The sequence below is a fragment of the Treponema sp. R6D11 genome, from assembly GCF_054786075.1.
The window spans coordinates 1-17,827 of sequence record NZ_BDHD01000034.1 but is presented as its reverse complement, the minus strand read 5'-3'; the positions used below and the strand labels follow the sequence as shown (position 1 = coordinate 17,827).

Below are 17,827 nucleotides of genomic sequence, written 5' to 3'. Positions count from 1 at the left end.
TTGTAAACACTGCCGTTTTGTGATATAATGATTTAGTATGTATCTTATTACTTGATTTAAAAAAGCAAACCTACGGGTTTTGTATCTAATTGTTTAAAAACAGAGGAGTTTATATGAAAAACAAATTTAATTTATTTGCTATTATCTCACTTACAGTGATAATCAGTTTATTTACGGCAGGATGCCCAAAAGATGAGGAAGAAAATGAGCCTGAAGAAGAAGGACCAACCGTTACTTCTGTTACAATAACTCCTCCAACCGGTAGTGTTACAAAAGGCGCAAATCGATATTTTTACGCAAAAATTATTGGAACTAAAGATCCGGCTCAAACTGTTACATGGTCAATTGACGAGGCAGGTAAAAACTCAGGTACTACTATTTCCCAAGATGGTTTAATTACCGTAGCCGCCGCTGAAACCCTTACGTCGCTTACAGTAAGGGCAACATCTACAGTTGATACCGCAAAAAGCGAGACGGCAACGGTTACTGTAACTGAATATGTATTTGGCGGTTTTAATGGCAGAACCTTAAATACCACCACTACTGCTACAAATAACGGTTATAATGTCGAACTGTGGAATCAGAATAATACAGGAACTGTAAGCATGATACTTGGAAATGGTGGAACCTTTAAATGCAGTTGGAACGGCGTTGAAAACGTATTATTCCGTTCCGGCAAAAAGTTCGGTTCTACACAGACACATTCTCAAATTGGCGATATTTCAATTGAATACAACGCAACATCATTTTCGACAACTGGCAGTGTGGGTTATCTTTCTGTCTACGGATGGGTACAGAACGGTTCTCCGGACAAGTTAATTGAATATTATATTGTAGAAAAATATGGCAGTTATAATCCCGGAAGCGGCGGAACTTCTAAAGGTACTGTAACAATTGACGGCGGGACTTACACTATTTATGAAAAAACAATGACAGGTAAACCTTCCATTCAGGGTAATAATACTAATTTTAAACAGTATTTGAGTGTCCGTAGCTCAGGTCGTACAAGCGGAACAATATCTGTTTCACAACATTTTCAAGCGTGGGCTGATAAGGGACTGGTAAGCATAAGCAACGGTAAATTGTATGAGGCGGCGTTAAAAGTTGAGGGTTACCAAAACAATGGTTCAGCTGAAATTCAGAAAAATATACTTTCAATAAACGGCGTCCCTATTAATTAGTTAAAACCAAAAAAGTTTTAGAACTAATTAAATTATCTCTTGAAATCTTTCTTGTATTTTATTAGTATTTAACAAAGGAAGATAAAAAATGTCGATTCATATTGCGGCTAAAGATGGAGAGATTGCAGAGTCAATTCTCTTACCAGGCGACCCGTTAAGGGCAAAGTTTGTAGCGGAGAATTTTCTGGAAAACCCGGTACAATATACGAGTGTTAGAAATATTTTCGGGTATACTGGAACCTACAAAGGGAAAAAAGTCTCTGTTCAAGGGACAGGTATGGGTATTCCTTCTATTTCGATTTATGTAAACGAGTTATTCAAAGATTACGGAGTAAAACGCGCAATCCGTATTGGGACTGCCGGTTCAATTAATAAAGATGTAAAAATACGAGACCTTGTGCTTGCCATGTCCGCCAGCACCGATTCAAACACTAACCATATCCGTTTTGGCGGCAGAAGTTATGCTCCTACCGCGACATTTTCCCTGCTGAAAACAGCGTGGGATATTGCCGTCGCCAAAGGGTGGCAGCCAAAAACAGGTCCAGTGGTATCGACTGATATATTCTACTCTGAAGACAAAGATGAATGGAAACTCTGGGCTAAATTCGGCTGCCTTGCACTGGAAATGGAAAGCGCGGAACTCTACACTCTTGCCGCTAAATACAACCGCGAAGCCCTTTGTATTCTAACTATCTCCGACAGTCTTGTTACAGGCGAAGCCACCTCCGCCGAAGAGCGGCAAACAACCTTTACACGTATGATGGAAGTCGCCCTAGAAACATCTATTAGTTGACCTTTGCCTAAAAACACAGTAAAGTAATCTCATAAGCCCGGATGGTGGAATTGGTAGACACACTAGTTTCAGGTACTAGCGCCGTTAAAAGCATGGAAGTTCGAGTCTTCTTCCGGGCAGTTGGGTAGATTTGCCTAATCGGACAAATTAATGTACAATAGCCTATGGCATCAAACCTAAAAAGAAAAGTTTTATTTCTCGTGTTAGCGGTTTGTATTGCGTTCTCGGTTGTTTTTACAATAAATCAAACTGCGGCTATCATTGACCATGAGCATACAGACCCTCACCATACAAAACATGACTGCCCCAACTGCCGTCAAATTGAAGCGGCAAAATATTTTATCAAAATTATAAGGTTGGCGTTAGTTGGCTTGTTTTTTACAATTTTTCTTGTCTTGCCAAGTCAGATTCAGAAAAAAGATGCCGAATCAGACGCTTATATCCTTTCTCCAGTTACGCTTAAAGTTCGTTTTAATACCTGATATTCTTTTTTACAATTAAAACTAATAAAACAAATTTTTAAGGAGTATACACTATTATGAAAAAAACAATTTTAATATTGATAACGGTTGCCGCAATTCTTTTTGGAGTCAGCGGTTGTAAACAAAATAAAAGCGCTGTTATACGAGGCGCAAACGGCAAACTCAATGTAACAACGACTAATTTTCCGCCGTTCGATTTTGTCAGACACATAGCAAAGGACAAAGTAAACTTGTCTATGCTACTGCCGCCTGGAACGGAAAGCCATTCATTTGAACCATCGCCTAAAGATATAATAACAATTCAGAACAGCGGTATTTTTATCTATGCGGGCGGCGAGGGAGACGCTTGGGTGGACAGGATTCTTAAATCAATGGATACGTCAAAAATGAAAATTATCAAAATGCTTGACACGGTTGACGCTGTTGAAGAAGAAATCGTTGAGGGCATGGAAGAAGAGGAGGAGGAAGAAGAAGAGGGAGTAGCATACGATGAGCATGTTTGGACTTCTCCCCTTAACGCAATACTGATTGTCGGGGCGATAACAGGAGCGTTATGTGAAGTTGACGCAACCAATGCGGAGTTTTACCAACAAAATGCCGCAGATTACACTAAGGAATTGGTTCAACTTGATGCCGCATTTAAGGACGTAGTAGCAAAAGCAAAACGAAAAACAATCGTTTTTGCCGACCGCTTCCCGTTCCGCTACTTTGCCGACGCTTACGGATTAAAGTACTTTGCGGCGTTCCCCGGCTGTTCCACAGAAACAGAACCGAGTGCGGCTACGGTCAAATTCCTGATAGACAAAATCAGGAGCGAAAAAATACCCGTTGTGTTTCACATCGAACTTTCCAACGAAAAAATGGCGGATACTATCAGCGGCGAAACAGGCGCTAAAAAACTTTTATTTCACGCTTGTCATAATCTGTCTAAAAAAGATTTTGATGCAGGGCTTGGTTATCTTGACTTTATGCGTGGTAACGTAGAAAATCTAAAAGAGGCGTTACAATAAAATGTTGATAGACTGTCAAAACCTTTCTTTTGGGTATGACGGACACATTATTGTCTCCGGTCTGAACTTTTCCGTGCAGACCGGAGATTTTCTCCTTATTGCCGGAGAAAACGGCTCCGGTAAATCTACGCTTGTTAAAGGGCTTATGCGGCTGATACTTCCAATGGAAGGAAAGCTCAACTTTAGCCCTGACTTCAAACAATCCCAAACAGGTTTTCTTTCACAACAGACAGCCGCCAAACAGGATTTTCCGGCTGGAGTTATGGAAATTGTATTATCGGGAAACTTGGGAAAAAAAGGGTTTGGACCTTTTTATTCTCCGGCGGAGAAACGCACTGCGGAAGAAAAACTGCGTCTGCTCGAAATCGAGAACTTAAAAGATCAATGTTTTAGGGAACTTTCCGGCGGACAACAGCGACGTGTATTGTTGGCACGTTCATTGTGTGCCGCCGAAAAACTTCTTGTGTTAGACGAGCCTTTCGCCGGACTTGATCCTGTGATTAGCGCGCAATTGTACCGCTTGCTAGAAAAAATCAACCGCGAAATGGGCATAACGGTAATTATGGTTTCCCATGACATTACAGCCGCCGATTGCGTGAAAAATGTTTTACACCTACAAAAGCAACAGCTTTTTTTTGGCAGTTTGGAAGATTACAAAAAAAGCGAAACAGGCAGAAAGTTTTTAGGAGAAGACTGATGTTAAATACTTTAATAGAAATGTTTAGTTACGCTTTTCTTGTAAGGGCTTTTATTGTCGGCGCTCTTGTTTCTGTCTGTGCCGCTCTCCTTGGCGTAAGTCTTGTCTTAAAACGTTACTCGATGATTGGGGACGGGCTTTCCCATGTAGGCTTTGGCGCACTTGCCATTGCCACAGCTCTACATACCGCACCTTTAACTGTCGCTATTCCTGTGGTAATAGCTGCCGCATTTTTGCTATTGCGTCTAAGCGAAAACAGCAAAATTAAAGGAGACGCGGCTATCGCCCTTATTTCTACAGGTGCTCTTGCCATTGGCGTAGTGGTAATTTCCCAAACAACGGGAATGAACACCGATGTGTGCAATTATCTTTTTGGCAGTATTCTTGCAATGGCAAAAGAAGACGTATATTTAAGCATTGCACTTTCCGTTGTTGTACTGGTTCTTTTTATTCTTTTTTACAACAAGTTATTCGTCATAACTTTTGACGAAACCTTCGCCAAATCAGCCGGAATAAAAACAGGGCTTTACAATATGCTCATCGCTTTTTTAACCGCTCTTACCATCGTACTTGGAATGCGTATGATGGGGGCGTTGCTTATATCAAGTTTGATAATTTTTCCAGCGCTAAGCTCTATGCGCATTTTTAAAAAATTTAAAAGCGTTACTATTTGCGCCGCAGTCATTTCTATACTGTGTTTTTTTATCGGTGTTGTTATTTCATATTTGCGCGCCACACCTACAGGCGCAAGCGTTGTAACAATCAATATAATTGTATTTATACTGTTCTGGCTTCTGGAAATTTTGCGTAACTCAAGAACAATAAATAAATTAAGAGGAGAAAATCATGGGTAGAAAAAAACTTATTTTCGCCGCAGTTATAATAACTGCAATTGCCTCATTTTTGGTTGGTTGTTCCGGTACAAAAAAATCCGAAGTATCCAATGACAATATTATCGAAATAAAAGAGAAAATGTTTATTTCCCAAATTAACGACATATACCTGAACGCCGAAGATTATCTTGGAAAAACAATTAAACTACAAGGGCTTTTTAAGGAAGAAAAGCCTTACGAAGGAGACCCTTACTTTTTTGTTCTCCGCTATGGTCCCGGCTGTTGTGGTTATGACGGTAACGCCGGATTTGAAATAAAATGGGACGAAAGCCACGCCCAGCCATATCCCAAAATTGACTCATGGATTGAAACAACAGGTATACTGAAACAATACGAAGAAGATGGATATGATCAGTATTTGTATCTAGACTTAATTTCGCTTAACGTGCTAAACAAACGCGGCGCGGAAATGGTTTATCAGTGATAACGCATCACTCAAACAATTTTTTATCCGTATGAGGTAAAAAAAGCGCGCCTGTGTATCTGTCCATGTAGTTAGCCTCACTGCTTAAATCCATGTATGTTATTTTATTTGCAATCTCGTGCATTTTTTTCCTTCTTTCTTCGCTAACCAGAGTAAGATACGCGCCCAAAACAGAAGTGTTGCCCAGAAAAGCAAACTTTTCGTTTGGAAGGCGCGGCAGTAAGCCGACTGTCCTTGCGTCTTCAAGATCGAGAAACCTTCCAAAGCCGCCGGCTACGCAAAACTTTTCTATGTCGTTAAACGACATTCCTGCGTTGTCAAGCATTGTTTGGCAGGCGGAAAAAATAGCGCCCTTTGCGCGGATAAAATTGTTAATGTCGTTTTCATTGAGCGAGATTCCGTCGCAAAGAAAATATTCGCCTTTTTTTTGCGAAAACTTTCCGGCGGAGTCAATAATTCCCTTCCTGAAAAGTTCCGCGATAGCGGAAATTACCCCCGATCCGCAAATACCGATAGGTTCCGCGCCGCCGATTGTGAAGATTTGCGGCTTGCCGTTTTCGTCAATTACTACTCTTTCTATTGCGCCTGAACAAGCTCGCACTCCGTGTTTTATTCCTCCGCCTTCAAAAGCGGGACCGGCTGAACAGGCACAGGCGAAAATAAAATCGTTATTTCCTAGTACAATTTCTCCGTTAGTGCCAATGTCGATAAATAAAATAAGTCCGCCTGAATATTTTGGCTGCGCGGCAAGAGCGGTACAAAGTAATCCGGCGGTTATGTCGCCCCCCACATAGCTTCCCACGGCGGGGGCGAATAATACGGGAGCGTTTTCACATACGCCTATTCCTATCTGCCCAGCAGTATAACATTGCGGCAGGAAAACTGCCGGAGTGTACGGAGAAAGACGGATATATTCAGGAATTACACCTAACAGTAAATGAGTCATTGTGGTATTTCCTGCCGCGGATACGCAAACTATCTGGTTCGCCTCAATTCCTGTATCTTTACAGGCGGCAATTAACAATTCATTAATTGTTTTAAGTATCCGCGTTTTTAATTCGGGAAGAAATTTTTTAGCGTAATTAATTCGGCTTATCACGTCCAAACCGCACTCAATTTGTCCGTTATAAGCGTTATGAACCGCGATAACTTTTCTGTCTTCCATGTCTACAAGCCATAATGCCACAGTCGTAGTTCCTATATCGACGGCAATTCCATAAGCTTTCTGATGTTTTTTAGAAAGATTAATTATCTTGGCGACATTGTTTTCTATAAAATAAAAAGCCTGCACTTCGCCTTCGGTGAAAAAACCGCTTTCGTTGGACGCGCCGGCTTGCTGACTCGGCGTAGAATCGGAGTTGCGTAATTTTTCAGGTAAAACAGCTAACACATTAAGAGGTATTTCTACTGCTTTACATTCCGTTGTCTTTGTAAACGCTTTTGTAAATCTGTCAATGTCAGATAACCCGTCCAACGGCGCGGGCTTTGCTATTTCAAGAACTACTTTTTTAAAAAACGATTCCTTGCTTTCGGGCAAATATTCGGACGGATCATTAAAGTTTTCAAATTGACCTTCCTTGCCTAAAGATTTTCCGTAAGCTGATTTTGGAATCTCCACTGTAATTGACTCATCAAGAACGGCGGTCTGGCAAAGAAGCGCGTCTTTAACGCTTGCCCCATTGCTACCCCTCGACGCGGTTATTTTTACTCGACATTTTTGGCAGGTTCCCTTGCCGCCGCACGGAGTCTCAACAAAAATTCCAGCGGAACGCGCGGCGGATAGGAGCGAGGTTCCTTTTTCCGCTTCTACTGTGATATTATCCGGTAAAAAAGTTATTTTAGGCATTATTTTTTCATCAGGACATTTTTAATAAAGCCTTCCAAATCCCCGGCTTCGCCCGGACCTACAAGAACCTTATAACCCGGCATATTTTCTTCAAGCTCGCCTGATATTTGCGCGACATAACCGGGGATAACAATTTGTTTTGTTTCTGTCTGTTTTTCGATGTCTATTTCCTTAATAAACTTGGCGATTGAAGTGCCTGAAAATTTTCCCGCAGCCCACGCTGTCAGTACGCTAAAGCCCTCACATTCGGGGATAACAAGCCACGCCGAAATGCCGCTATTCTCAATTTCTCCTGAAACCAAAAAGTAGGTTAGCGAAAAATTCGTTGTCACAAAAATAGGCGACTTTTTATCAGGCTCGCCTATAGCGTAAAGTTTCGGCTCTACCTGAATTGGTTTTTGCGGGTCTGTATAAATATTTTGGCGTAATGTAAACAACGGCATAAGTTGCGCCGGATCAAAACTTGGCATAACTATTATTCCGCCGAATTTATCAATCTCCGTAACGGCGGCTACAATGTCATCGGCGGGGTTTCCAGTGTTGATAAATTTTAATGTCGCGTAACCTAATGCCTTAATGTTCTTTTTAAGCGCGGCTTTTCTTGCGATTGAATTTGTCTGGAAACTTTCAGCAAGAGAATGGGTTTGAAACTCGATTATTAAATCGTTAAAACCGCTCTCCTTTATTTTTGCCGTCAATTCAAAAATGCCGTCTATGTCCGCCGCTGTAACCGCAATCACTTGGTTGTCCCTCTTTGCTATTTTAACCGCTTCTTCCGCAGTATCCGCCGTTATGCCGCAAAGAACGCTTTTGGAGCCTGCCACAGCCGCAGAAGCTTTATCAAGAGAGGCAATATCTTTCGCGCGAAGCAACAGCGGCAATTTTGTTTTATCGTAAACTTTAGCGCAGTAATCGGCAAAAGAGCCGCCCTGCTGGGTAACGGCAATCGCGCCGATAAAAAATTGTTCGCCTACTCTAACAGGCTTGTAGTTTTTAATTTTTTCAGCTAACGCAAGGTCTGCGCCCTCGTCAAGATTAACAGCGATAACAGGTTTGTTTACAAATGTTTTCTCGTGCCGATACATTACTATTTCTTCACCAAGGGGGCTTATAACTTCATTCCCTATTTTTACGCCTTTTACCGGCGGTTCGCTTGCCGCTCCAAGCACCTGCTTTGCCTCATCGGAGGCGTAGGGACACTCGGAGAGCATCGCCTTTTTTGCCGCAAGCTTCATGGCAAACGCCATACAGGTACTTGAACCACATTCCTTGCAGTTTGTACCGGGAAGGAGTTTTTGAATTTGTAATCCGCTCATTGCCATTTATTTACCCTCCCCATCCATCAAACTATTGATGGTCTTCTTTACCGTTGTTACCGCTTCAGGCGTATAAAGAATTAATATGTCAGCTCCCGCGTACAACAGAGTTGTAGCGGCGGCAATTTCCCAATAAGCCGCGCGTTTAGTCAAGTCTCCCCAATCAGGGAAGCTCGATTCAGGCGCTTTAAATTCTTTTATCTTTGCGCACTCCTGTCCGACAGAGACAATCATCGGGCTTAAGAGCATATTGTCTCCTCCAAGCCCCGTTAGGCGAATACGCTCCATTACGGAATATGTATATTCAATGCCGTAACCAATTGTGCTTGTCATCGGGTCTATGATTATTTTGTCGGGAGCCAAACCCATGTTGGTTAACAGAATATTTAACTGTTTGCTGATATTAACATCGATTGGGGCTTGCGCTACAAGCGTGTGACCATAAGCCATTGCAGCCCCTGCGATAGTTCTGTAATTATCCTGCTCTACCCAGTTAAAAAGAAGGTTCTCGCCTTCGCAATTTTGGGCGATTGCCTTCATTACTTCGTTATTTTTTTCGTAGTGGCTTGTGCCTGTGATAATCAGCGGCACATCGACAGCTTCAAGAATTGATTTTACAAGATCGACGCTCTGCTTACTGCTGTAGTTATTGCGTTCAGGGTGAGTGCCTTCAAGTTTTACATTGATAAGTTCCGCCCCGTATTTTTCTACGCAGAGTTTCGCCATTTGCGCCGGGTTGTTTAAAACATCTCCGTAAGCCTTGCGAAGAATTTCAGGGTACTTTTCGCTTACGCTGTCGGAAACTTCCATGGCAACTAACGGCTTGTTAGGCATTTTTCCTTCCCAGAAATGGAACGGCATACAATTAGCGCCGCCTATCGTATAAGTTTTGCCGCGTGTGCCGCCCTCTGATTTTAAATTTCCAAGTTTCACCGAATATGTGGAACAACTTACGCTGTCAACCGGAATATCAAAACTTTTAATTTTGGAAATACGATCCGATGCCGATACTTTCGGCTTACCCGAAGAATCGGCGGAGCCAGTTTTAACTTCCGAGCTTGTTGACGGAGCTTTGCCTAAAAAACGCTCGCTTAAAATGTCGATTATGCCGGTAATAACTTCTTTTGTTACATCGGCTTTTATTTTTTCCGTGATAGCGGCAAGGTCTATGTTTGACGGAACACTCCCTACTTCTTCTTTTTTTGCTGACGCAGATTCTCCTGACGGCGTGTCTTTTTTCCCTGCGTCAGTTTTTGCGGTGGCTTCCCCTGATTGTTCGCTTTGGACAAAATGGGACATATCGTCCATTTTTAGCGCGGGGTGTTTAACTTTTTCCATAAACTTCCGCACGTCTTCCGCGCTCACGGCACTTGTCTCATCTGCGATTTGGTCGATAAAGCCGGGAAGTTTTTGCTCGTCAAAACGCTTTATTAAATCGTTACGCAAAACATCTTTTAATTCTTTTGGCATCCATACGACTCTTGCAAAACCGCCTTCCGCTGAAAGAAATTTTCTGCTTGTCAAAAATACTTTTCCGCAACCAAAGAAGCCGGGAGTCTGCTGACCTCCGCCGACAGAACCTGCCAATGTTGAGAAAGTCATTCCAACTGGAGTATCGCCAAGATATTCGCGGTTAACTGCCATTACGCCGTTGCACTCAGGCACATAGGCGCAGATAACTTCAAAACAACCGCAGCTTGTCATGGGTCTGTCCATAATTGAGTAAGCGCAAAAAGATTCTATCGACTTATGGCTATTTGTGTAAACATATTCATTTACTCCCGCCCAAGTTCCCTTTACAGGATCAAGACACTCTCCTTTAACAAGCGGCTGATTGGGACCTGTTTCGTCAATTTCATACGCCGCTTTGCCGTCAAGCCAGTTGTACGCTCCGCATAGCCCTAGCCGTTCAGGTGTAATAACGCACACATGATTGGGGGCGAAACTCTGGCAAAGCAGACAGGAATAAAAAGTATCAACCGATTCGTCCGTCATGGCTTCCAACCTGCGGTTGCGTTCATCGTAAACTTTCCGCGCCATAGCAAGCCTTTTCTCCACCTCAGATTGATCGGTAACAAGCGTTACGCGCACTTTATCCACTATCGCAGGATAATCCGCCAATAATTTGGCATGGAGAATTTCCCCGTAGTGTTTAAGGCGAATGCCTTTTTCATAACCTGTTTTGGAAACTCTTGTCCATACAATGTCCCTCTGTCCCATGTGCCAGATTCCTTCCGCTCCGTTGACCATGTGATGAATCTGCCTTTCAAGTATCGGTTCAAAATCAGGCTGCATTTTTCTGCCGGCTACTTCCACCCAAATGCCAAGGGGCAATCTGCCGCCCGGTTGCACAGTGTCAATGTCGGGACCGATAACTTTAATTTCGCCGTCGCTAATCGAGTCATAATCCGCGCTTGTAACAAATTCAAAAGCAAGGGTTTTATTGCCGCCGAATTCAACATGGGTGTCCTCTTTGCGGATTCTCTCGCCCTCAAACGCAGGACCGTAAGCAACAGGTATCGGCACATTAACTATTTTTATTTTACAGCCCCGTACTTCAAGGGCTTTCTCTACAATTTTATCGTGCGGCACTTTTGAAACTACATGCTCATAAGTGCATACGCCGGTCGGCAGAATTTCAGGAATATCGGTGTCTGAAATAACGGGGAAGCCGTAATTAATAGCCCCCGCCGCCGCCGCATATTTGTCGTTTGTTACTTCACCTAACGCAATGACAAACGCGAATATTCTATTTTTGTTATACTTTAAGTTAGCCTCATAATCGCCCGGCTTTACTCCGCCAAAGGAAAGCGCGGCTCTGTTGGCAAAACCAAGCGCGTAAATCAACGAAGAGACATCGCGCCCAAAAGGTACAAGGCGGGTCTCCCAACCAAGTTGTACGCCTTCGGCGGCTAACTGCTCCGCAAATTGCACGCCGTTTGTACAGCCGCCCATAAACACATAAAGATTTTTTTGCTGTAATTCCTTAGCAATTTTTACAGCCGTGGCGTTATCTGGCGCTGCTCCCGTAATTGCGGCAAAACCGGGAGCGGTTCCGTCTACAAACTCAATTCCTCGCTCGCGCATAATTACATCGTTAGCCGCTCCAAGCCAAATGCCGTCTATGGGATTCGGACCGATAAGGTATTTGCAAGCCTCGATTACTTCGCACGCAAAAAGAGCCGCGACTCCAGCGTCAAGCGCGCTGCCAAGATACGGCAACCAAACATTTTCGGCAGGTCTTGCCGGCAAAAGCGATTTTGCTTCTTCCAGAATACTGCGTAAGTCGGCAAGAGTTTTCATTTGTCTGCCTGTAAAAGAATAAATGACAGGCAAAAAATAATTGGTATCGGGAAAACCTACAGGACAATCTAAACCTTTTTGTTTTATCGCTTCATCTAACTTGTTGACAGCTTGGGCGACAAAGGCGACTGCTCCGTCAATTGCGCCGGTACAAATAAGCTTTGACATTACATTGCCCTCCTGTCTTTCATATCGAAGAGTTTGCGTTCAGCTTTTTTGTTAATTCCAAGCGCGTCTCTTGCCTGATTGATTATTTCTACAATACGATCCGCCGCCTTTAAAGGGTCGTCAATAAAATGAAAACTTGCTCCGTATTCTTTTCTAACTTCGTTGTGAAGATAATCGCTGACGGCTTGCGAACCTGAAACAAAAAAAGGGTTCCCAAGCACTACACCACCGCCGCTTGCGACAAAGTAACAGCCAATCGCGACCGCCTTCTCGCTCATCCACTCAGGCGCAACGCCGACTGCCGGTAAACCGCCAATGTCGTCTCCAAGTCCGCCCTCAAAAACAACTTCCGCCGCGGCTTCAAGAATTCTTGAGTTGTCTACGCAACTTCCAAGGTGAAGGACAGGCGGAATGCCTACAGTTTCGCAAACTTCCCTAAGCCCTGCGCCTGCCTGCTCTAACGCGACTTCCGGTTTTAAAAGCCCCGCCTTCGCGCTCCCAATAGCCGAACAACCTGTTTGCAGTACTAGAATATTTCGTTTAATAAGTTCTCGGGTAAGCGTATTTGTATAATCGTCCGTTTTTTGCTTTGTGTTATTACAGCCGACAATTCCTACGATACCCAGAATTCTGTTCGCTATGATTGCGTCATTCAACGGACGGAAAGAAGCGCGGTAACGACCGCCAAGCATATATTTTATCGCGTCAACTGAAAAACCCGCGACAAGATTTTCATTGTCCGCAGGAATATTTACCTTCGATGAATCTCTATTTTTAAAATTATCAATGGCGCGTTTTACAAGTTCCTTAGCGTTTTTTACAGGATCGCCGCCATGCTCTACATTGACATGGCTTGCGCCGATAGTTTTGGCAATGTCGGCGGTGGAAATAATTTCCGTGTGATAATTTTTCGCTACGTCTGGAAGACTCGGCATACAGCATTGTACGTCTATTATCATCATCTCGACCGCGCCGGTTACTATTACCAATTCCTGTTGTAAAAAATTTCCGGCAAGCGGAACGCCGTGGCGGATTAAAATTTCATTGGCGGTACAGCAGATACCTGCTAAAGTAATCCCCTTCGCTCCTGCCGCCTTAGCGTATTCAACAATTTGAGGATCAGATACGACAGTCGTAAGTATTTCAGAAAGGGCGGGTTCGTGTCCGTGAATTAAAATGTTTACCGTATCTTTTTTTAACACGCCGAAATTCGCGGCGCTTTTTACAGGGGACGGAGTTCCAAAAAGTATATCGGAACAAATTGACGCTACTCTTGAGCCGCCCCAGCCGTCCGCAAGGGACACTTGAAGGGCGTGATGAAGCAAGTTAAGGTAATCGTGATCAACGCCCATCGTTGTTCTATGCATCGCCTCAACTACCATGCGATCTATTCCGTTTGGTTTAATGCCAGTCGCTTCCCAAATACCCTGTCTTTTTTTGGGCGCTAATTTTAAAGTTTTTAAAAAACCTTCCTGTTCTGAAAATTCGTTAAGGAATATATTTGAAAGTTCCAGAGCGACTTCCTCAGCGCTTCTACCCTCTTCTTCCACATCGTAAAGTTTTGCGGCTCGGCGTAAAGCTTTTTCATCTTTAATTTGATAGCCGGGCGCTTTCCCCTGCGCGACTTCTCTTAGCTTCAATACCAAATGCCGCCCATGATCCGAATGTGCGCTTGTTCCGCCTACAACTTCACGGAGGAAATTTCTGGCGGCAATTGTGTCGGCAGTCGCGCCGCAAATTCCCTTAGGCGACTTAGGCGTAATCCTGCACGGACCCATGTGGCAAATACGGCAACAAACGCCGCTTTTGCCAAAACCGCACTGCGCCTGTTGAGTTTCCGCCCGATCAAAACAAGTGTCAACGCAATCGGCGCGGCTTTTTTCGAGCATAGCCGCAGAAGCGCCGTCACTTACCTTTGACAAAGTATCCTTATCCATAAATATTCCTTATATCAGACCACGGCTTTCATTATATTATATAAATTACGTTTTTTCAATTGCGCTATCGCCGATCTTGGACACACCACTGCCATCTTTGCTTATTTTGGAGTATGTAAAGAGAAAATTTTATGCTTATTACTATTGCGTTACCTAGAAAGTAATTAAGCCCCTAGTCCAAGTGGTACTGCTAATACTTGGTCTGGTATATGTTCCGGCAACATTATTATAGGTATTTATAAAAGAATCGGGAAATGATTCTCGATTTAATTTTACATTTGGTCCAATAGTAATGCTGGTCAATTTACCTCCGGAAAACGCTTTTTCCCCAACATTTATAACGCTGTTGGGTAAAGTTAGGCTGGTTATTTGGCTTTCGGAAAACGCAAAATTTCCAATAGTCGTAACGCTGTTGCCTATGGTAACACTTGTCAGTTGGTTACCGAAAAAAGCGCTCTCACCAATAACTGTAACGCTATTGGGTATGACAATACTGGTCAATTTATTGTTTGAAAACGCGCGCTCGCCAATAGTTGTAACGCCGTTGCCTATGTTAGCTCTGATAAGCTCATTTCCGGCAAATGCGGAATCCCCAATAGCCGTAACGCTGTCCGGTATGGTAATGCTGATAAGTCCTTTGCCGCGAAACGCCTCTTTCGCAATTGCAACTATGGGCATTCCATTGGCTGTTCCAGGGATTGTTAGGTATTTCTCTTTTCCAACGTATCCTGTTATGGTTATTTTTCCGCCGTCTTCCATAGCTTGAAAACCAAGCCCTTGTCCAAAAACATTACCTGTCAAAAATAATACCAACAGGATAACTATTATTCTTTTCTTCATTTTTTGCTCCTTTATTCCAACTGTTTGTTGCGAGGTAAGCTCTAGGCATTATTATCCTATTTTCTTTTATTTTTGTCAAGGAAAAATGTTTTTTGCCTTATTTATTCATGATTTTCCCAACTCTGTTTATCAGGTCGTCTTTATCGTAGGGTTTTTTGATGTAATCAACGGCTCCCATTTCGCGCGCCTTTTCTATGTCTTTTGGGTCATCGGAAACCGTAAAAATCGCTATCGGGGTATCATGCAAGCCGCCTATCGCTTTTATTCTGTCATAGGTATTCCATCCGTCCATGTCCGGCATTATCAAATCCAATAATATAAGTTGCGGAACAAGTCCCTGATAAAATAAGCCAAGCGCATCTTTGCCCGATTTTGCGGTTGTTATATCATATTCATTCTTTAATACCTCTCCCACCATTTCAAGATGGATAACATCGTCATCTACCATGAGGATCTTTTTCTTCTCGTTTCCGGTGCTATCATTAAATTTTTCCGTTTCACTCTTTAATGATTCAAAGTTTTTGTTGTTTTCCAAACTCATCTCGTTAACATGGTTTACCGAAACATTTATCTGGTTAATGCCTTTAAGTATCTCATTCATACCCTCTGTTGTTTCTTTACTAGTTTTTATAAATTCATCTGTTTCTTTTACCAAAGTTTCGCCTGATTGTTCCATGTCATCAGAGCCTTTTTTAACTGAAGACGTTATGTCCCGCAATCTGCCTATGGATTCAAGTATTTGCCTTCCGCCTACTTCCTGTTCTTCCATCGCGTTGCGGATATTTAACTCGTGCTCGGAAACCGTTTTTACGCTTGAATCTATAGCGCCAAAACGTTCCAATACTTCGTTAGATGATTTAGTAATGTTGTCTATGGACGCTTTTATTTTTTTCAGCATCGCCGCAGTGGTTTTTGATTGTTGTCCAGACGATTCCGCAAGTTTGCGTATCTCGTCGGCTACAACGGCAAAACCCCTGCCAGCTTCTCCAGCGTGCGCCGCCTCAATCGCGGCGTTCATCGAAAGCAGGTTTGTCTGGCTTGCGATATTGTTCATTACCGAGTTTATTTCAAGAAGCCCCTCGGAATCATGGGCTATTTCCTGTATCTCCTGTGCGACCGCCTGGAGTCCTGTTTTGCCGTTCTCCGACGCTTCGGTTAACGCACTGACATTTTTGCTGTTTTCAACCAGCGTTTTTGTTACTGAATTAATGTTAGCTGTCATTTCCTCAATGGCGGAAGACGACCTGTTTACGCTTTCTGTTTGTTCTTCTATCATCTTGTTCAAATTGTCAATATTTGTCTTAATATCACCTACCGCCTTGCCTGCTTCGATTGCGCCGCTTTCCTGATTAACCATGAGGTTCTTCATGCTGTCAAGGTGCGAGCTAATTTCTTCCACTGCCGTAGATGTTTTGCCCATATTACCGGAAAGTTCAAAACTGGTATGGTTAAGTCCATTGATTTTATATTTTATTGTTCTTACAAGGTTTCTTATTTTTTCCACTGTAAAGTTAAAGTCGCGGGCAAGATCTCCTATTTCGTCACTGCTCTTAATTGTTAATGATTTTGTCAGGTTTAAACTTTGTGAATTGCCGGTATCGACAATATCCTTAAGGTACAGCGCCACTTTTTCAATGGGCTTCATTGAATAAACAATTATAGTGAAAACAATTGCAGATGTAATAAGCACCATGGCTAAAGCGAAAAGAACGGTAAAGATCCGCATTTGGTATACTCCCGCCAATACGGTTTTCTCTGGAACCTCAACAACTATCGACCAATAAGTTTTGGTAGTTCCAACATGAACAGGATAAGTTACAACTATATTCCCGTTATATAAAATCTGATGATATTCTCCAGAGCTTAATGAATCTTCTAATTGTTTTACGCCTTCAGCTCCTATAAGGTCTAATGAAGCATCGTGGAAATTTCCGCCTATTTTACTTTTATCTCTATCGGCTGCAATAGTGCCATTAGTACTGATAAGTTGCGCTTTGCCTGTACCATAGGGTGAAAGATTTTCAATGTGTTCCTGCGGCGTTTTAAGATCTACTCCAACACCTACAAAACCGTAAAGTTCCCCGGTGCTGAGATCAATAATCGGAGCGGTCATAAATACAACCCATGTATCATTTCCCCTATTAACAAAAGGTATGGGAAACGGAAGCATCCACTGCCATGCCTCGTTGTTTTTAATTGACTCCTGGCAGCGTTCGTATTCCGATTTATTCCACACTGAAAAATCGTAACGTGTGATTATATCTTTTTCCTTTGTTCCATGTTCACGGGTGTACAGGGTGCTGTAAACAGGAGGACCATTATCTATTATCCCCAGTTTCCAAACCGAGTAAATTCCGATAAAGTTTGGATTCGATCTAACGGCGCTTAAGATGATATTGTCAAAATAATTCCGCCTTATTCTCATATCTATTTGTTCAAAAGAGCTGTATATTTTTGAAATTGTATCGATAACATCCATAAAAACCTCAAGCTCCACCTGCATATTGATAGATTCGGCATAGCAGATGTTTTTGGTGTTTTCAAGGGAAACCTCTGTTTGTAAAAGCCGCGCCTGCCTAAGCAATATTACAGACACTAACGCGATGATTCCAACACTAAACAGACCAAATATTAAAGTTAAGCGAAAACGTAATTTCATTTTTTTCCTCCTAAAATAAAAAATATGACGTTAAAAGATTGGTGAAAAATAGCTTGCTGTCCGTTATAGGACTGAAAAACACGGGGGGGGGGGAGGCGAAAGAGCTATTCGCCCTTTCCGCGGAATTTGAAAGGGTAAGCGAGGCGTTCGGGGATCCTGCCGCCGATTACGATAAGTTGGGGGGGAACCAGGCGGAACTGCGGGAAAAAATCGAGGCCGCCCACGGCTGGATTTTGGACAGCCGCCTTGAACTTGGCAGGAAAGCGCCCCGTTGCCCC

Annotated in this window: 13 protein-coding genes, 1 tRNA gene and 1 pseudogene; 9 read left to right on the top strand and 6 right to left on the bottom strand. The window is 42.9% G+C overall.

Annotated elements, in window-relative coordinates; all coding sequences use genetic code 11:
* Positions 1 to 113: 113 nt before the first annotated feature.
* From ACYVTD_RS05255 to ACYVTD_RS05220, 8 genes are all read left to right on the top strand, one after another.
* A complete protein-coding gene (locus tag ACYVTD_RS05255) occupies positions 114 to 1,181 on the top strand; it encodes a glycoside hydrolase family 11 protein (protein ID WP_461246737.1) in 1,068 nt (355 codons plus the stop codon).
* Positions 1,182 to 1,269: 88 nt separating this feature from the next.
* A complete protein-coding gene (deoD, locus tag ACYVTD_RS05250; protein ID WP_461246736.1) occupies positions 1,270 to 1,974 on the top strand; it encodes a purine-nucleoside phosphorylase in 705 nt (234 codons plus the stop codon).
* A 35-nt stretch (positions 1,975 to 2,009) separates the two neighbouring features.
* Positions 2,010 to 2,093, top strand: a tRNA-Leu gene (locus tag ACYVTD_RS05245).
* A gap of 45 nt (positions 2,094 to 2,138) precedes the next feature.
* Entirely contained in the window at positions 2,139 to 2,456 is a 318-nt protein-coding gene (locus tag ACYVTD_RS05240; protein WP_461246735.1) for a hypothetical protein, read from the top strand.
* 56 nt (positions 2,457 to 2,512) lie between these two features.
* Positions 2,513 to 3,466, top strand: coding sequence for a metal ABC transporter substrate-binding protein (locus ACYVTD_RS05235; RefSeq protein ID WP_461246734.1), 954 nt, complete (start codon positions 2,513 to 2,515; stop codon positions 3,464 to 3,466).
* Between the two features lies 1 nt (position 3,467).
* Positions 3,468 to 4,163, top strand: a complete 696-nt coding sequence (locus ACYVTD_RS05230) for a metal ABC transporter ATP-binding protein (protein WP_461246733.1) — start codon at positions 3,468 to 3,470, stop codon at positions 4,161 to 4,163.
* Positions 4,163 to 5,017 (top strand): metal ABC transporter permease, encoded by an 855-nt coding sequence (locus tag ACYVTD_RS05225; RefSeq protein WP_461246732.1) that lies wholly within the window; start codon positions 4,163 to 4,165, stop codon positions 5,015 to 5,017. The genes ACYVTD_RS05230 and ACYVTD_RS05225 overlap by 1 nt, the downstream gene beginning before the upstream one ends.
* Positions 5,010 to 5,480: a TIGR03943 family putative permease subunit gene (locus tag ACYVTD_RS05220; protein ID WP_461246731.1), complete on the top strand. Its 471-nt coding sequence runs from the start codon at positions 5,010 to 5,012 to the stop codon at positions 5,478 to 5,480. Before ACYVTD_RS05225 ends, ACYVTD_RS05220 begins: the two co-directional genes overlap by 8 nt.
* 7 nt (positions 5,481 to 5,487) lie before the next feature.
* On the opposite strand, the gene ACYVTD_RS05215 is transcribed toward ACYVTD_RS05220, so the two are convergent.
* The 6 genes from ACYVTD_RS05215 to ACYVTD_RS05190 all read right to left on the bottom strand — a co-directional run bounded on the left by ACYVTD_RS05215 (position 5,488) and on the right by ACYVTD_RS05190 (position 17,549).
* Positions 5,488 to 7,326 carry an ASKHA domain-containing protein gene (locus tag ACYVTD_RS05215; protein WP_461246730.1) on the bottom strand — a complete coding sequence of 613 codons (1,839 nt, stop codon included), beginning with the start codon at positions 7,324 to 7,326 and terminating at the stop codon, positions 5,488 to 5,490.
* Positions 7,326 to 8,642 carry an acetyl-CoA decarbonylase/synthase complex subunit gamma gene (gene acsC, locus ACYVTD_RS05210; protein WP_461246729.1) on the bottom strand — a complete coding sequence of 439 codons (1,317 nt, stop codon included), beginning with the start codon at positions 8,640 to 8,642 and terminating at the stop codon, positions 7,326 to 7,328. Before acsC ends, ACYVTD_RS05215 begins: the two co-directional genes overlap by 1 nt.
* Positions 8,643 to 8,648: 6 nt before the next feature.
* Positions 8,649 to 12,113 carry an acetyl-CoA decarbonylase/synthase complex subunit alpha/beta gene (acsB, locus tag ACYVTD_RS05205; protein ID WP_461246728.1) on the bottom strand — a complete coding sequence of 1,155 codons (3,465 nt, stop codon included), beginning with the start codon at positions 12,111 to 12,113 and terminating at the stop codon, positions 8,649 to 8,651.
* Positions 12,113 to 14,050 (bottom strand): anaerobic carbon-monoxide dehydrogenase catalytic subunit, encoded by a 1,938-nt coding sequence (gene cooS / locus ACYVTD_RS05200; protein ID WP_461246727.1) that lies wholly within the window; start codon positions 14,048 to 14,050, stop codon positions 12,113 to 12,115. Before cooS ends, acsB begins: the two co-directional genes overlap by 1 nt.
* A 153-nt stretch (positions 14,051 to 14,203) precedes the next feature.
* Complete coding sequence (locus tag ACYVTD_RS05195; RefSeq protein ID WP_461246726.1) at positions 14,204 to 14,890, bottom strand: leucine-rich repeat domain-containing protein; 687 nt, start codon at positions 14,888 to 14,890, stop codon at positions 14,204 to 14,206.
* Between the two features lie 97 nt (positions 14,891 to 14,987).
* Positions 14,988 to 17,549 (bottom strand): methyl-accepting chemotaxis protein, encoded by a 2,562-nt coding sequence (locus tag ACYVTD_RS05190; RefSeq protein ID WP_461246725.1) that lies wholly within the window; start codon positions 17,547 to 17,549, stop codon positions 14,988 to 14,990.
* 41 nt (positions 17,550 to 17,590) lie between these two features.
* Here ACYVTD_RS05190 and ACYVTD_RS05185 point away from each other — a divergent pair.
* A pseudogene (locus ACYVTD_RS05185) lies at positions 17,591 to 17,827 on the top strand (hypothetical protein); the annotation flags it as partial.

Excerpts from the sequence above, each read along its gene's own strand:
- ACYVTD_RS05255 (WP_461246737.1), top strand. The coding sequence starts at position 114 with ATGAAAAACAAATTTAATTTATTTGCTATTATCTCACTTACAGTGATA.
- deoD (WP_461246736.1), top strand. The coding sequence starts at position 1,270 with ATGTCGATTCATATTGCGGCTAAAGATGGAGAGATTGCAGAGTCAATT.
- ACYVTD_RS05240 (WP_461246735.1), top strand. The coding sequence starts at position 2,139 with ATGGCATCAAACCTAAAAAGAAAAGTTTTATTTCTCGTGTTAGCGGTT.
- ACYVTD_RS05235 (WP_461246734.1), top strand. The coding sequence starts at position 2,513 with ATGAAAAAAACAATTTTAATATTGATAACGGTTGCCGCAATTCTTTTT.
- ACYVTD_RS05230 (WP_461246733.1), top strand. The coding sequence starts at position 3,468 with ATGTTGATAGACTGTCAAAACCTTTCTTTTGGGTATGACGGACACATT.
- ACYVTD_RS05225 (WP_461246732.1), top strand. The coding sequence starts at position 4,163 with ATGTTAAATACTTTAATAGAAATGTTTAGTTACGCTTTTCTTGTAAGG.
- ACYVTD_RS05220 (WP_461246731.1), top strand. The coding sequence starts at position 5,010 with ATGGGTAGAAAAAAACTTATTTTCGCCGCAGTTATAATAACTGCAATT.
- ACYVTD_RS05215 (WP_461246730.1), bottom strand. The coding sequence starts at position 7,326 with ATGCCTAAAATAACTTTTTTACCGGATAATATCACAGTAGAAGCGGAA.
- acsC (WP_461246729.1), bottom strand. The coding sequence starts at position 8,642 with ATGAGCGGATTACAAATTCAAAAACTCCTTCCCGGTACAAACTGCAAG.
- acsB (WP_461246728.1), bottom strand. The coding sequence starts at position 12,113 with ATGTCAAAGCTTATTTGTACCGGCGCAATTGACGGAGCAGTCGCCTTT.
- cooS (WP_461246727.1), bottom strand. The coding sequence starts at position 14,050 with ATGGATAAGGATACTTTGTCAAAGGTAAGTGACGGCGCTTCTGCGGCT.
- ACYVTD_RS05195 (WP_461246726.1), bottom strand. The coding sequence starts at position 14,890 with ATGAAGAAAAGAATAATAGTTATCCTGTTGGTATTATTTTTGACAGGT.
- ACYVTD_RS05190 (WP_461246725.1), bottom strand. The coding sequence starts at position 17,549 with ATGAAATTACGTTTTCGCTTAACTTTAATATTTGGTCTGTTTAGTGTT.